The sequence below is a fragment of the Streptococcus sp. DTU_2020_1001019_1_SI_AUS_MUR_006 genome, assembly GCF_032340315.1.
Classification (GTDB): Bacteria; Bacillota; Bacilli; order Lactobacillales; family Streptococcaceae; genus Streptococcus.
This window is the reverse complement of record NZ_CP135436.1, coordinates 1,689,971-1,704,850: the sequence shown is the minus strand read 5'-3', so window position 1 is coordinate 1,704,850 and position 14,880 is coordinate 1,689,971. Positions and strand designations below refer to the sequence as shown.

Here is a 14,880-nt window from a genome sequence, read left to right as displayed (position 1 = left end):
TATGGGCTTAACTTATCAAATGAAGATGAAAATTCCTTTTGATATGGCTGATATGAATGGCCATATCAAGCTACCAGATGTGATCTTGTTGTCCCTCCAGGTCTCAGGGATGCAGTCAATTGAACTGGGAGTGAGTGATAAGGATGTTTTAGAACAGTATAATCTGGTCTGGATTATCACGGATTATGATATCGATGTGGTTCGTTTGCCTCGTTTTGCTGAGGAAATCACCATTGAAACAGAAGCTTTAACTTATAATCGTCTATTTTGCTACCGCCGATTTACGATTTATGATGAAGATGGTCAAGAAATCATTCATATGGTAGCTACCTTTGTCCTTATGGATCGTGAGAGTCGAAAGGTTCATCCTGTAGTATCAGAAATTGTCGCTCCTTACCAATCTGAGTTTTCTAAGAAACTGGTCCGTGGGCCAAAATATACAGAGCTGGAAGAAGCGATAAGCAAGGACTACCACGTTCGTTTCTATGACTTAGATATGAATGGTCACGTCAATAACAGCAAATACCTGGATTGGATTTTTGAGGTCATGGGAGCCGATTTCCTGACTAACCATATCCCTAAAAAAATTAACCTTAAATATGTTAAGGAAGTTCGACCAGGTGGAATGATTACTTCTAGTTATGAATTAAATGGATTAGAGAGTAATCATAAAGTCACAAGTGATGGTGACACCAACGCTAAGGCAAGGATAACTTGGCAAGAAATTAAAAAAGATTAGAAAGAAAGATATGACTTATAAAGGATATTTAATTGATTTAGACGGAACGATCTATAAGGGGAAAGATAGAATCCCTGCGGGAGAGGCTTTTGTTCACGAGTTACAAAAAAGAGAGCTTCCTTATCTTTTTGTAACAAACAACACCACTCGTACACCTGAAAGTGTTCAAGAGATGTTAGCCAATCAGTTTAACATTGACACGCCTGTATCGACGATCTATACTGCAACTTTAGCTACAATTGATTACATGAATGATTTAGGTCTTGAAAAGACAGTTTATGTGATTGGAGAAGCAGGGCTCAAGGAAGCCATTCAAGAAGCAGGGTATGTAGAAGATAAAGAAAATCCAGCCTATGTGGTTGTAGGTTTGGACTGGCAAGTTGACTATGAAAAATTTGCTACGGCGACCCTAGCTATCCATAAAGGTGCTCATTTTATCGGCACCAATCCAGATTTAAATATTCCAACAGAACGTGGACTTTTACCTGGTGCTGGTTCACTGATTACTCTTCTTGAAGCAGCAACTCGTGTAAAACCAGTTTATATTGGAAAACCTAATGCGATTATTATGGACAAGGCTGTTGAACACCTAGGACTTGAACGTCAAGAAATTGTCATGGTGGGCGATAATTATCTTACTGATATTCGAGCTGGTATTGACAATGGCATTCCTAGCCTTTTGGTGACGACAGGATTTACAAAACCTGAAGAAGTAGCAGACTTGCCAATTGCACCAACTCATGTCCTTTCAAGTCTAGCGGAGTGGAATTTCGATGAAAACTAAGTTTACTTTTGTAGGAAGTATTCTCTTTCTCCTCTCGCTTGCTATTTTATTGACCATTTACCTAGCTTGGTTGGTCTATCTTCAGGAAATTTCTTGGTTAAACTTGACAAATCGTGTTCATTTGCAACCTCAGATAATCCAGCAGAACTTTAATATTTTGATGGATTATTTGACCAATCCATTAAATCAAGCATTGGAAATGCCAGATTTTCCTTCATCTGCGTCTGGCATCCATCATTTTGCGGTTGTGAAGGGTTTGTTCCATCTGGCTCAAGGAGTAGCACTAGTAACTCTACCGATATTCTATCTTTTTTGGAAGCAGGTCATTCAGAAAGGATTTCTATCTCTCTACCGTAGAAATCTCTTAATCATGCTCTCGCTACCTTTGGTTCTTGGTTTGGTCGGAGTTTTCATTGGATTTGAGCAGTTCTTTACTTTGTTTCATCAAATTCTTTTTGTAGGTGATGATACCTGGCTATTTGATCCAGCAAAGGATCCTGTCATTCTTATCCTACCAGAGGACTTTTTCCTCCATGCCTTTCTTCTATTTTTCTGCTTGTATGAATTGATTTTTGGATTTATGTACCTACAGAGTAGAAAAACAAATAGATAAGTGAAGAAAAGTATTACTGATTCCAAATAAAATCTAGGAAAAACTATCGTTTGTAACATGAATATTTCTATATTTAAGCGAAACATTCACATTTGATTCTAAAAAACCTATTTTTCTTGAAAAAGTAGTTTTTTTTACGGAAATAACTAGTCAAGCGCTTTATTTTTTTGTATAATAGGAATAGAAAAGTATGTAAAGAAGAGGAAAGCATGATTACACTATTTTTATCACCGAGTTGTACATCATGTCGTAAAGCAAAGGCCTGGCTCGAGAATCATAAAGTGCCCTTCCAAGAGCATAATATTATGACCAGCCCTTTAACGAGAAAAGAACTGCAACACATTCTTTCCTTGACCGAAAATGGTACTGATGACATCATCTCGACTCGTTCAAAGATTTTTCAAAAATTGAATATTGATGTAGAGAGTATCTCAGTATCGGAGTTGCTTCATTTAATTGAGCAGTATCCGAGTCTTTTGCGTCGTCCGATTATTATTGATGCAAAGCGGATGCAAATCGGTTTTAATGAAGATGAGATTCGTGCTTTTCTCCCTCGTAGTTACCGTAAACAAGAACTGAAAGAAGCTACATTGAGAGCTGGTATTAATTAGATGAATAAACAGTATAGTTACCCACTAGATTTGTCGTGGAGCACTGAAGAACTTGCTTCAGTGCTTTCTTTTTTTAATGATGTTGAAGCAGCCTATGAGACTAAGATAGAAGCAAAGAAACTATTAGATTCCTATAAGGGATTCAAAGCGGTTGTTCCAAGCAAGAGTGAAGAAAAACGCTTGGGCCGTGAATTTGAAACTGCGAGTGGTTACTCCTTCTATCGAGCTGTCCAATTTGCCAAAGAACAAGGGGAAGGGAAGATTTCGCTTGGAAAATAAATTTATATTTGCCAAAGAGATTGTCAAGGAAGCAGGAAACTATATTCTAGCTCATATGCAAGAAGAATTGCATATTGAGAGAAAATCATCCCCTACAGACTTGGTGACTCGTTTGGACAAGGAAGTTCAGAATTTTTTAGTTGATAAAATTCGTTCGCGTTATCCTGATGACCAATTTTGTGCAGAAGAGGGATGTTTACGTGCTTCAGTTGGACATGGATCTGTTTGGGTCATTGATCCCATTGATGGTACCAACAACTTTGTCGCCCAAGGTGATGATTTTGCCATTATGGTAGCTTATTTTGAAAACGGTTTGGGTCAGTTTGGGATCATTTATGATGTCATGAAAGGTCATTGTTATCATGGAGGAGGTACTTTTCAGGCCTGTCTCAATGAAGAACCCTTGCCTAATTTTAAGGATAAGCCCTTGCGAGATTTTCTAATTGCGAGTAACGCTGGCATGTTGGAAACAAACGCCTGGGGTGTGGCAGAATTGGCTAATGCTTCACTTGGTGTACGAATATATGGAAGTGCGGCTATTAGTTTTTCAAAAATATTATCTGGTCAGCTATTGACCTATATCACCTATCTCCAACCTTGGGACTATGCTGCAGCTGATATCATTGGAAAAAGTTTAGGTTATCAGATTGTAACCTTAACTGGAGAGCCGGTGGATTTTCAGACACGACAACCAATCATGATGGTTCCAACAGACAAGTTGGCAGAAATTCAATCCTATATCTATGAAAGGAAATAAACTTACATGCAATTTCCAGAAGGATTTGTAAAAAAATATGAAGAAATATTGGGAGATGAGGCAAGAGCTTTTCTTGCCTCTTTTGATGATGAGGCAGTTTCCGCCTTTCGCATCAATCCCTTAAAAGAAAGCCAGGTTTCTTTTTCAGATGCTATTCCACATACACCTTGGGGCTATTATGGCAAGGTTTCTGGGAAATCTCCTGAGCATGTAACAGGTTTAGTTTATTCACAAGAGCCTGCTGCTCAAATGGTTGCACAAGTAGCTCAACCAAAACCAGGCATGAAGGTCTTGGATTTGGCAGCGGCTCCCGGTGGGAAATCAACTCAACTGGCAGCCTATCTTGCAGGTGACGGTCTACTTGTTTCCAATGAAATTTCTAGCAAGCGAGCTAAGATTTTGGTTGAAAATATGGAGCGTTTTGGTGCAACAAATGTTGTTGTAACCAATGAATCTGCCGATCGTTTGGCTAAAGTATTTAAGGGATATTTTGACCTAATTGTCCTAGATGCACCATGCTCTGGAGAAGGGATGTTCCGAAAACAGCCAGATGCCATGGATTATTGGAGTGTAGAATATCCAAGCCAATGTGCTGACTTGCAGCGTGAAATTCTAGAGGATGCGGTCACCATGTTGGCTGATGGTGGTTGTTTGGTTTATTCGACTTGTACATGGGCTCCAGAAGAAAACGAAGAAATTGTCAAATGGTTATTGGATAGTTATGATTTTGAATTGATTCCAGTTACACATATCAATGGAATGGTTCCTGGGATTGACTTGCCTGAAACAGCTCGTATGTATCCTCACCATTTTAAGGGAGAAGGTCAGTTCGTGGCCCATCTTCAGTTTAAAGGACAAAACAAGTCAGGGAAGTTCAAGCCTTCTAAGACTAATCTCAGTCGCGAACAGTTGAGTTTATGGCAAGATTTTGAAAAAAAACATCTAAAGATAAATTTGCCAGGTATTTTACAGACTTTTGGAGACCAACTGTACCTCTTACCAGAATTCCTACCAGATTTGGGTAAACTTAGGATTGCACGAAACGGACTTCATCTTGGAACCTTTAAGAAAAAACGTTTTGAACCAAGTTTTGCTCTTGGTTTAGCCTTAAAACCAAGCCAAGTCAAACAATCAATTGAAATTCATGAAGAGGACTTTGTCAAATACGTAGCTGGTGAAACAGTTCAGCTGTCTGAAACTTTGCCAAATGACTGGTATCAAGTTTTGGTTGGTGGGAATGGTTTAGGCTTTGCAAAAGTGACCGGAAATATCTTGAAGAATTATTTCCCTAAGGGCTTGAGGTTTAAGGTAAAAAACTAGTCAAAATCAGTATTCTATGTTATAGTGGAAGTATGGATTTTTTGCATAAAACATTAGAAAATAGGGCGAAATTCCAAGCTATTCATCATTATTTTCAAGGAGACAAATAGTGAAAAAATTTAAAAAACTCACCCTCTTTCTTGCAACCTTTTTACTTGTTGGTTCACTAGCAGGATGTGCTAGTTGGATTGATCGTGGGGAGTCTATGACGGCTGTCGGTTCAACTGCCCTTCAACCTTTAGTCGAGGCGGCAGCAGATGAATTTGCGTCCGCACACGTTGGTAAAACAGTCAATGTTCAAGGTGGTGGTTCAGGTACAGGTCTGTCTCAAGTCCAGTCTGGAGCGGTAGACGTCGGTAACTCGGATGTATTTGCCGAGGAAAAAGACGGAATCGATGCCACTGCCCTAGTTGACCATAAGGTCGCTGTTGCGGGGATAGCTGTTATCATCAACAAAGAAGTCGATGTTGATAATTTAACGACCGAACAACTTCGCAAAATATTTACAGGTAAAATTACCAACTGGAAAGAAGTTGGTGGTAAGGATTTAGCCATTTCTATTATCAACCGAGCGGCTAGCTCAGGTTCTCGTGCGACTTTTGACAGCGTGATTATGAATGGTCAGTCAGCTGTTCAAAGTCAGGAACAGGATTCAAATGGTATGGTGAAGTCCATCGTTTCCCAAACACCTGGTGCTATTTCCTACCTAGCCTTTGCTTATGTTGATGATTCTGTTGGGACCATCAAACTTAACGGCTATGAACCAATTTCTGAGAATGTAACCACGAATAACTGGCCTTTGTGGTCTTATGAACATATGTATACACTTGGTGAGCCAAATGAATTGGTTGCCGAATTCTTAAACTTTGTTCTTTCGGACGAAGCGCAAAATGGAATTGTTAAAGGAATGGGCTATATTTCTGTTAAGGAAATGAAGGTCGAAAAAGATGCTGCAGGTACTGTGACAGCGATAGAAGGGAGCCAATAATGAATCAAGAAGAATTATCAAAAAAATTGCTCTCTCCTTCAAAAAACTCTCGTCTTGAGAAATTAGGAAAAGGACTAACCTTTGCCTGCCTATCTTTGATTGTTATCATTGTTGCAATGATTTTGATCTTTGTAGCCCAAAAAGGCTTTTCGACCTTCTTTGTCAATGGTGTGAATATCTTTGATTTTCTTTTTGGTGCAACTTGGAATCCGTCAGGTAAACAATTTGGTGCCCTTCCAATGATTTTAGGTTCCTTTATTGTTACCATCCTGTCAGCTCTTATTGCAACACCATTTGCCATTGGTGCAGCAGTCTTTATGACAGAGGTGTCTCCAAAAGGAGCTAAGATTTTGCAACCTGCTATTGAACTCTTAGTTGGGATTCCTTCAGTAGTTTATGGATTTATCGGATTGCAGGTCGTCGTACCATTTGTACGTAGTGTCTTTGGTGGAACAGGTTTCGGTATTTTATCAGGGATTTTCGTTCTCTTTGTTATGATTTTGCCGACTGTAACCTTTATGACAACGGATAGTCTACGTGCAGTGCCTCGTCACTACCGTGAAGCAAGTTTAGCTATGGGAGCGACTCGTTGGCAAACCATCTGGCGTGTAACCTTGAAGGCTGCTCGTTCAGGGATTTTTACAGCTGTTGTCTTTGGGATGGCGCGTGCCTTTGGTGAAGCCCTTGCGATTCAGATGGTTGTTGGTAACTCAGCAGTTGTTCCAACTTCATTGACGACACCAGCAGCGACTTTAACATCTGTATTGACCATGGGAATTGGTAATACCGTTATGGGAACTGTTGATAATAATGTTCTTTGGTCACTGGCCTTAGTATTGCTCTTGATGAGTTTGGCCTTTAACAGTGTGATTAAATTGATTACGAAAGAAAGAGGAAAGAAAAACTATGCACGCTAAGAAATTAGATAAACTTGCAACAGCTGTCCTCTATACCATCGCAGGAATCATTGTGACCATTCTTGCTTCCTTGATTCTCTATATCTTGGTTCGAGGCTTACCTCATGTTTCTTGGTCCTTCTTGACTGGAAAATCATCTTCTTACCAAGCAGGTGGAGGTATTGGAATTCAGCTTTATAATTCCTTCTTCCTTTTGGTCATCACCTTGTTCATCTCTGTGCCTTTGTCAATGGGAGCTGGGATTTACTTGGCTGAGTATGCCAAAAAAGGCCGTGTTACCAACTTCGTTCGTACCTGTATTGAGATTTTGTCTTCACTGCCATCAGTCGTAGTCGGTCTCTTTGGTTACCTCATCTTTGTAGTTCAGTTTGAGTATGGATTTTCAATTATTTCTGGTGCCTTGGCTTTGACCGTCTTTAACCTTCCACAGATGACACGTAATGTTGAAGACAGCTTAAAACACGTTCACCATACACAACGTGAAGCTGGTTTAGCACTTGGACTTTCTCGTTGGGAAACAGTTCTTCATGTCGTTATCCCCGAAGCCTTACCTGGTATTGTTACGGGTGTTGTCCTTGCATCAGGTCGTATCTTTGGTGAAGCTGCGGCTCTTATCTATACGGCAGGACAATCAGCTCCAGCTCTTGACTGGTCAAACTGGAATGTTCTCAGTGTAACCAGTCCGATCTCAATCTTCCGTCAAGCAGAAACCTTGGCCGTCCATATTTGGAAAGTCAACAGTGAAGGAACTATTCCTGATGGAACCCTTGTTTCAGCAGGTTCTGCTGCGGTGCTCCTAATCTTTATCTTAATCTTTAACTTTGGAGCTCGCAAACTCGGAAGCTACCTACACAAGAAATTAACCGCTGCCTAAAGGAGAAGCCATGTCAAAATATAACTGGGATGAAAAGCATATCATCACCTTCCCTGAAGAAAAAGTGGCCCTCTCTACCAAGGATTTACATGTTTACTACGGTAAAAATGAATCCATCAAGGGCATCGATATGCAATTCGAAAAAAATAAAATCACGGCCCTGATTGGTCCGTCTGGATCTGGGAAATCAACCTATCTACGCAGTCTTAATCGTATGAATGATACCATTGATATTGCAAAGGTTACAGGACAGATTCTCTATCGAGGTATTGACGTTAACCGTCCAGAAATTAATGTTTATGAAATGCGTAAACACATCGGAATGGTTTTCCAACGTCCAAACCCATTTGCTAAATCAATCTACCGCAACATCACCTTTGCACATGAACGTGCAGGAGTTAAGGATAAGAAGGTCCTTGATGAAATTGTAGAAACCTCACTTCGCCAGGCTGCCCTCTGGGATCAGGTCAAAGATGACCTTCACAAGTCAGCCTTAACGCTTTCAGGAGGCCAGCAGCAACGTCTCTGTATTGCCCGTGCTATTTCAGTAAAACCAGACATCCTCTTGATGGATGAACCTGCATCAGCCTTGGATCCGATTGCGACAGCCCAGCTTGAGGAAACTATGCTTGAGTTGAAGAAGGACTTCACCATCATCATCGTGACCCATAGCATGCAACAGGCTGCGCGTGCGAGTGATTACACTGGATTTTTCTACTTGGGTGACTTGATTGAGTATGATAAAACTGCAAATATTTTCCAAAATGCTAAGCTACAGTCAACAAATGACTATGTAACTGGACACTTTGGTTAGAGAGGAAATAGTATGACAGAACCGATTTTGCAGGTTTCAGACCTGTCAGTCTATTACAATAAAAAGAAGGCCTTGAATAGTGTTTCCTTATCATTCCAACCCAAGGAAATTACAGCCCTTATTGGTCCGTCTGGATCTGGAAAATCAACACTTCTAAAGGCTATTAACCGAATGGGGGATCTCAATCCTGAAGTGACGACAACTGGATCAGTGGTTTATAACGGTCACAACATCTATAGCCCTCGTACCGATACAGTTGAATTGCGTAAGGAAATTGGAATGGTATTCCAACAACCTAATCCTTTCCCTATGTCTATCTATGAAAATGTCGTTTATGGCCTCCGCATAAATGGAGAAAAAGACAAGCAGGTCTTGGATGAAGCTGTGGAGAAAGCTTTACAGCGTGCTTCAATCTGGGATGAGGTTAAGGACCGTTTGCATGACTCTGCCATTGGTCTATCAGGTGGACAACAACAACGTGTCTGCGTCGCCCGTGTTTTAGCAACTAGTCCAAAGATTATTCTTTTGGATGAACCTACATCTGCCTTGGATCCTATCTCTGCGGGTAAGATTGAGGAAACCTTGTATGGTCTAAAAGACAAATACACCATGCTCTTGGTCACTCGTTCTATGCAGCAAGCATCTCGAATCTCTGATAAGACAGGATTTTTCCTCAATGGAGATTTGATTGAATTTAACGATACCAAGGAAATGTTCCTCTATCCTCAACATAAGGAGACAGAGGACTACATTTCAGGTAAATTTGGATAAGGAGTGAGAAGATGTTACGATCTCAATTTGAAGAAGATTTAGAGAAATTGCATAATCAGTTTTATGCTATGGGACAAGAAGTTCTTTCCCAAATCAATCGTACCGTACGTGCTTTTGTAACGCATGACCGTGACATGGCTAAAGAAGTCATTGAGGAAGATGCAGAAGTAAACGAATACGAAGTGAAACTTGAAAAGAAATCATTTGAAATGATTGCCCTACAACAGCCAGTTTCACAAGACTTACGTACAGTTTTAACAGTTCTAAAAGCTGTGTCAGACTTAGAACGTATGGGGGACCATGCAGTATCTATCGCAAAAGCAACGATTCGTATGAAGGGTGAGCAGCGTATCCCTGCAGTTGAAGAAGAAATTAAAAAAATGGGTCGTGAAGTAAAAAACTTTGTTGAAGCCGCTTTAGAACTTTATTTGAATGGTTCTGTGGATCAAGCCTATGAAGTTGCAACCATGGATGAAACTATCAACCATTACTTTGATAATATTCGTGATCTTGCAACTGAAGAAATTAGAAAGAACCCAGAAGCTATCGTCACAGGTCGTGATTACTTCCAAGTCATTTCTTACTTGGAACGCATCGGTGACTATGCAAAAAATATCTGTGAATGGGTTGTTTACTTTGAAACAGGTAAGATTGTTGAATTATAAAGTATTCAAATGATAAAATTATTGTGAAAGCTTACTTTTTACTAGAGTAAGCTTTCATTGTATAGATAATTTACTTTGTCAGAGGTGAATAATGAACTACATACAGAATATAAGAAAAAAAGTTGGAAAAGATAAAATTATTTTAAATTTCACATGTGGAATATTAAGTCAATCAGGAAAAATATTATTACAAAAACGAGCAGATAAAGGAACTTGGGGATTACCAGGCGGAGCTATTGAATTAGGCGAATCGGCTGTAGAAGCGTTAGTTCGAGAGTTTTACGAAGAAACTGGACTGAAAGTGACAGTGAAAAAACTTTTAAATGTTTATACAAAATATTCAGATAGTTATCCAAATGGTGATGAGGCTCAAGTTCTTACAATTTTGTATTTAGTTGCATCTGAAACTTCTATCTCTACAAATGTTTTTACGAGTGACGAAACTTTAGAATTAGGATTTTTTGAACATAGGGACATACAAAATATCACAATTGTAAACCAGCAACATCGAGATATGATAAATGATTTTTTTGAAAATAAGTTCCCAATAGATAGATAAACTAACCACTGAATTTCTATATTTTTTAATTATATTTTATGAAAATGCAAGAAAAACTTGACAAGTATTTCTGAATAAGTTATAATTATACAAAATTAACAGAGAGGTTGTTTATTTATGAATTTTAAAAAATGGATATTTATCTTATGTAGTTTTCTTGCAAGCTTCTTATTGGTAGCTTGCCAATCGTCTAGCTCAAGCTCGCAGTCTGCAGTGGAGGCCATCAAGCAAAAAGGAAAATTAGTGGTCGCAACTAGTCCCGACTATGCACCCTTTGAGTTTCAAGCACTTGTGGATGGTAAAAACCAAGTCGTAGGTGCGGATATTGACATGGCGCAAGCAATCGCTGATGAACTTGGAGTGAAATTGGAAATTTCAAGTATGAGTTTTGATAATGTCTTGACCAGTCTTCAAACAGGAAAAGCAGACTTAGCAATTGCGGGAATCAGTGCAACTGAAGAAAGACAAGAAGTCTTTGATTTCTCAATCCCTTACTATGAAAATAAAATTAGCTTCCTTATCAGAAAGTCAGATCTTGAAAAATACAAGGATTTGGACTCTCTTGCAAGTGCTAATATTGCAGCTCAGAAAGGAACTGTTCCTGAATCTATGGTTAAAGAGCAACTTCCTAAGGCACAGTTGACTTCTTTGACAAACATGGGTGAGGCAGTCAATGAGCTTCAATCAGGTAAGGTTGATGCCGTTCATATGGATGAGCCAGTAGCACTAAGCTATGCTGCTAAGAACTCAGATTTGGCAGTAGCTACTGTAAGCTTGACTATGAAAGAAGGCGAAGCAAATGCTGTAGCTATCAAAAAAGGTAACTCAGATTTGAAGGAAGTGGTTGATAAGGTCATCCAAAAACTGAAAGATGACGGAACTTACCAAACTTATCTTGAAAAAGCTGCTAAGCTAACAGAAGTAGAACAATAAAAAATAACAGAGTTGGATTTCAGTCCAGCTCTGTTTTTAAATAGCTTAATGTTTCTTCAATATTTTCTAAAGGAACTTTTGCAAAGTGATAGGGACAAGACTCTATGTAGGATGATTCGAAAAAGTCGAGTCCTAGAGGACTGTGTTTAAGACTAGCGATGCTAGGATAGTTCCTGAGATCAAGCAAAAGCCCATCATGAAGTGGATAGCTCGGTAGGGAAATGGGATAGGTTTGTAAGAGCTGTTGGATGTGCTCCTGACTTTTTTCTTGCAGTACCAATCGTGCTAGTCTGTTTTTTTCAAAGAGTTGACTATCAATATAGAGTGATAGAGCCTTTTGCATGATAAGGTTGTTATCGTAGTCGAGAATGTTTTTATAGGTCACAAAAGCTTCCTTGATCGCATTAGGAAGAAGAAGGGCAGTAATCCGGAGGGCAGGAAATAGACTTGTAGAAAAGGACTTGATATAGATGACCAAATCATGTTGGTCCAGATAATGAAAGGTTTGTCCAATTTTAGGATCCAAGTCACCCAGGTAGTCATCCTCAACGATATAAATCTGATATTTTGCAGCTAAGTCAAGGATAGCAAGTTTTTCCTCTTCAGAATAAGAATGGCCCAGAGGATAGTGGAAACGTGGAATGGTATAGAAGAACTTAATCTTTCCACTTTTAAAATGCTCCTCAAGTTCTTTCAGGTCGATGCCATCCACCCGACGTTCAATGGTTTGAAAGGGAAGATTTTGGGCTAGCAGCAGCTGGTTCATTCGATGATAGGTCGGTTGTTCGACCAGTATTTCCTGAGCTTGACCTGGAAAATCGATCTGAGAAAGAATAAACAGTGCCTGCTGGGTTCCAGACGTCATGACCAACTGGTCTGCCTTACTATAAATCGCTTGATCAAAGAGCAATGTCTGAACAGACTCTCGTAATTCTTCTAAACCCTCTTGGTGTTCATAGTAGTTGTAGAGATAATTTTCTCGTCCAATCAAGCTTTCGTTGACACAAAGACGAAAATCATCATAGGCAGCTGCGTGTTCATCATTGACTGAGATAATTAGATCTTCATGACTGGTTTGTTGCTCCAATACATAATAACCACTTTGAGGTTTGGAGTAGATATATTTCTGGTATCGGAGTTCTAAGAGTGCGCGCTGTATGGTGTCTTTGCTACAGTGAAAATCTTGACTGAGTTTTCGGATAGATGGTAGGCGACTTCCAGTGGGAAATCTACCTGATTCTATCTCATTTTTTAGATAGTGAACGACTTGTTCATATTTGCTTTCTTGCTTCATCTTAGACCTCTCATGATTTTGTTACATTGTACCTTTTTTTTAGAAGTTTGGCAATGTTATACTCTTCGAAAATCTCTTCAAACCGCGTCAACGTCGCCTTGCCGTATATATGTTACTGACTTCGTCAGTTCTATCCATAACCTCAAAACAGTGTTTTGAGCTGACTACGTCAGTTCTATCCACAACCTCAAAACAGTGTTTTGAGCTGACTACGTCAGTTCCATCTACAACCTCAAAGCAGTGCTTTGAGCAACCTGCGGCTAGTTTCCTAGTTTGCTCTTTGATTTTCATTGAGTATTAAAAGGCAGTCTAGCATTCAATTCTAATCAGAAATGTGATATACTTAGTAAGTAAAATTTTCAAAGAAGAGTGAGATGATGAAGGTGCAAGAACCAGTTAAATTATTCCAATACAATACTTTGGGAGCCTTGATGGCGGGACTTTACGGTGGAACCATGACAGTTGGTGAATTGCTTGAACATGGTGATTTAGGATTAGGAACCCTGGATTCTATCGATGGAGAATTGATTGTCTTAGATGGGAAAGCTTATCAGGCCAAGGGTTCAGGTGAGAAACCTGAAATTGTGGAAGTTTCACCAGATGCCTTGATCCCCTATGCAGCAGTTGTACCCCACCAGGCAGAAGTTATTTTCCGCCAGCGTTTTGAAATGACTGATCAGGAACTTGAAAAACGTATTGAGTCCTATTATGATGGAGAGAATCTTTTCCGTTCCATCAAGATTCATGGTGATTTCAAGAACATGCATGTGCGCATGATTCCTAAGTCAACCTCTGAAACGAAGTTTGCAGAAGTAGCAACACATCAGCCAGAGTATAGTCGCGAAAATGTTTCAGGAACCATCGTCGGCTTTTGGACCCCAGAGATTTTCCATGGAGTTAGTGTTGCTGGTTACCATCTACACTTTATCTCAGATGACCTAACCTTTGGTGGTCACGTTATGGACTTTGTCATCAAGGAAGGTATTGTAGAAGTGGGTGCAGTTGACCAGTTGGATCAACGTTTTCCTGTTCAGGATCGTCAATATCTATTTGCTAAATTTAATGTTGACGAGATGAAAAAAGATATCGATAAGTCAGAATAAAAGGAGTCGAATATGAAAATTCATGTAATAATAACGATGCTGGCCTTGTTTGCCGTCCTCATTGCAGCAGTTTGGTACGCAAGAAAGAAATACAAGATTAATTTTGCAGTTTTGGGACTTGGTGCAGTTGCATTTTTTGCCTCATCACAGGTTTTAGAAAAAATCGTTCATTTGCTGGTTCTTCGACCTCAGAGAGATGGAACTATTACTCTCATGACAGAGAATCCCCTTCTCTATGTGATTTATGGAATCTGTATGGCTGCCTTATTCGAAGAAACAGCCCGACTAATCTTTTTCAAATGGTTGAACAAAAAAAGAGAGATGGAAGATTCAGATGCCCTCGCCTATGGTCTTGGTCATGGTGGGCTAGAAATGATTTATATCGGAATTGCTGGTTTACTCAATCTCTTTATCCTATTTTCAGCAGTTGAATCGCAAAATCCAGCTATCATGGAACTCTTACCTGAGAGTACACTTGCAACCATTCATAATTTAGCAGCTTGGCAGATTTATCTTTTGGGAGTCGAAAGAATTCTTGCCTTGATTCTTCAAGTTGGATTGACCTTCTGGGTTTTCCAAGCTGTTCGCCAAAAAAAATGGATTTATCTAGTAGCAGCTTACGGTCTGCATGCTTTATTTGATCTGGCACCGAGCCTTTCTCAAGTTGGCTGGATCTCAAATCCTCTGGTGGTAGAGGGAATCTTAGCAGTAGAAGTTTTGGCTTTCGTTTTCCTAACAAAATCAATCTTTTACAAGAAGTAGTAATATCAAGGAGGCCTAGCCTCTTTTTTGTATTGTCTCTGGTAAAAGGTGACATAATCATCGAAAAAAATCGCTAAAAATGGTATAATGGAATGAA

At 39.5% G+C, this 14,880-nt stretch carries 18 protein-coding genes; 17 read left to right on the top strand and 1 reads right to left on the bottom strand.

All coding sequences use genetic code 11. The features are described from left to right. Position 1 precedes the first annotated feature (1 nt). From RRU92_RS08225 to RRU92_RS08155, 15 genes are all read left to right on the top strand, one after another. The gene (locus RRU92_RS08225) at positions 2–739 is read left to right on the top strand and encodes an acyl-[acyl-carrier-protein] thioesterase (RefSeq protein WP_315639319.1); all 738 of its coding nucleotides are present in this window, start codon (positions 2–4) and stop codon (positions 737–739) included. Between the two features lie 10 nt (positions 740–749). Then, a complete protein-coding gene (locus RRU92_RS08220; RefSeq protein ID WP_315639318.1) occupies positions 750–1,523 on the top strand; it encodes a TIGR01457 family HAD-type hydrolase in 774 nt (257 codons plus the stop codon). Continuing rightward, complete coding sequence (locus RRU92_RS08215; protein ID WP_315639317.1) at positions 1,513–2,136, top strand: TIGR01906 family membrane protein; 624 nt, start codon at positions 1,513–1,515, stop codon at positions 2,134–2,136. Before RRU92_RS08220 ends, RRU92_RS08215 begins: the two co-directional genes overlap by 11 nt. A 209-nt stretch (positions 2,137–2,345) precedes the next feature. Then, entirely contained in the window at positions 2,346–2,747 is a 402-nt protein-coding gene (locus RRU92_RS08210) for a Spx/MgsR family RNA polymerase-binding regulatory protein (protein WP_045763368.1), read from the top strand. Then, positions 2,748–3,026 carry a UPF0223 family protein gene (locus RRU92_RS08205; protein WP_315639316.1) on the top strand — a complete coding sequence of 93 codons (279 nt, stop codon included), beginning with the start codon at positions 2,748–2,750 and terminating at the stop codon, positions 3,024–3,026. It abuts the gene before it with no gap. Further along, on the top strand, positions 3,016–3,783 hold the full coding sequence (locus RRU92_RS08200; protein ID WP_315639315.1) for an inositol monophosphatase family protein: 768 nt from the start codon (positions 3,016–3,018) through the stop codon (positions 3,781–3,783). The genes RRU92_RS08205 and RRU92_RS08200 overlap by 11 nt, the downstream gene beginning before the upstream one ends. Positions 3,784–3,789: 6 nt before the next feature. Further along, positions 3,790–5,103, top strand: a complete 1,314-nt coding sequence (locus tag RRU92_RS08195) for an RsmF rRNA methyltransferase first C-terminal domain-containing protein (RefSeq protein ID WP_315639314.1) — start codon at positions 3,790–3,792, stop codon at positions 5,101–5,103. A gap of 109 nt (positions 5,104–5,212) precedes the next feature. Next, positions 5,213–6,091, top strand: coding sequence for a phosphate ABC transporter substrate-binding protein PstS (locus tag RRU92_RS08190; RefSeq protein WP_315639313.1), 879 nt, complete (start codon positions 5,213–5,215; stop codon positions 6,089–6,091). After that, complete coding sequence (gene pstC / locus RRU92_RS08185) at positions 6,091–7,008, top strand: phosphate ABC transporter permease subunit PstC (protein WP_315639312.1); 918 nt, start codon at positions 6,091–6,093, stop codon at positions 7,006–7,008. Before RRU92_RS08190 ends, pstC begins: the two co-directional genes overlap by 1 nt. Continuing rightward, positions 6,998–7,882 (top strand): phosphate ABC transporter permease PstA, encoded by an 885-nt coding sequence (gene pstA / locus RRU92_RS08180; RefSeq protein WP_045763362.1) that lies wholly within the window; start codon positions 6,998–7,000, stop codon positions 7,880–7,882. The genes pstC and pstA overlap by 11 nt, the downstream gene beginning before the upstream one ends. A gap of 10 nt (positions 7,883–7,892) precedes the next feature. Further along, positions 7,893–8,696: a phosphate ABC transporter ATP-binding protein PstB gene (gene pstB, locus RRU92_RS08175; RefSeq protein ID WP_153224763.1), complete on the top strand. Its 804-nt coding sequence runs from the start codon at positions 7,893–7,895 to the stop codon at positions 8,694–8,696. Between the two features lie 12 nt (positions 8,697–8,708). Then, positions 8,709–9,467, top strand: a complete 759-nt coding sequence (gene pstB / locus RRU92_RS08170) for a phosphate ABC transporter ATP-binding protein PstB (RefSeq protein ID WP_223338828.1) — start codon at positions 8,709–8,711, stop codon at positions 9,465–9,467. A gap of 11 nt (positions 9,468–9,478) precedes the next feature. Next, entirely contained in the window at positions 9,479–10,132 is a 654-nt protein-coding gene (gene phoU, locus RRU92_RS08165; RefSeq protein ID WP_000946478.1) for a phosphate signaling complex protein PhoU, read from the top strand. Between the two features lie 91 nt (positions 10,133–10,223). Continuing rightward, positions 10,224–10,691 (top strand): NUDIX hydrolase, encoded by a 468-nt coding sequence (locus RRU92_RS08160; RefSeq protein WP_049548248.1) that lies wholly within the window; start codon positions 10,224–10,226, stop codon positions 10,689–10,691. A gap of 117 nt (positions 10,692–10,808) precedes the next feature. Then, positions 10,809–11,624 (top strand): ABC transporter substrate-binding protein, encoded by an 816-nt coding sequence (locus RRU92_RS08155; protein WP_315639309.1) that lies wholly within the window; start codon positions 10,809–10,811, stop codon positions 11,622–11,624. A gap of 19 nt (positions 11,625–11,643) precedes the next feature. Here the strand turns inward: RRU92_RS08155 and RRU92_RS08150 are convergent, their stop codons facing one another. After that, complete coding sequence (locus RRU92_RS08150; RefSeq protein WP_315639308.1) at positions 11,644–12,918, bottom strand: PLP-dependent aminotransferase family protein; 1,275 nt, start codon at positions 12,916–12,918, stop codon at positions 11,644–11,646. A gap of 374 nt (positions 12,919–13,292) precedes the next feature. On the opposite strand from RRU92_RS08150, the gene budA reads away from it, so the two are divergent. Next, the gene (gene budA / locus RRU92_RS08145) at positions 13,293–14,021 is read left to right on the top strand and encodes an acetolactate decarboxylase (RefSeq protein WP_049548245.1); all 729 of its coding nucleotides are present in this window, start codon (positions 13,293–13,295) and stop codon (positions 14,019–14,021) included. 12 nt (positions 14,022–14,033) lie between these two features. After that, positions 14,034–14,783 (top strand): YhfC family intramembrane metalloprotease, encoded by a 750-nt coding sequence (locus RRU92_RS08140; RefSeq protein WP_315639305.1) that lies wholly within the window; start codon positions 14,034–14,036, stop codon positions 14,781–14,783. Positions 14,784–14,880 lie beyond the last annotated feature (97 nt).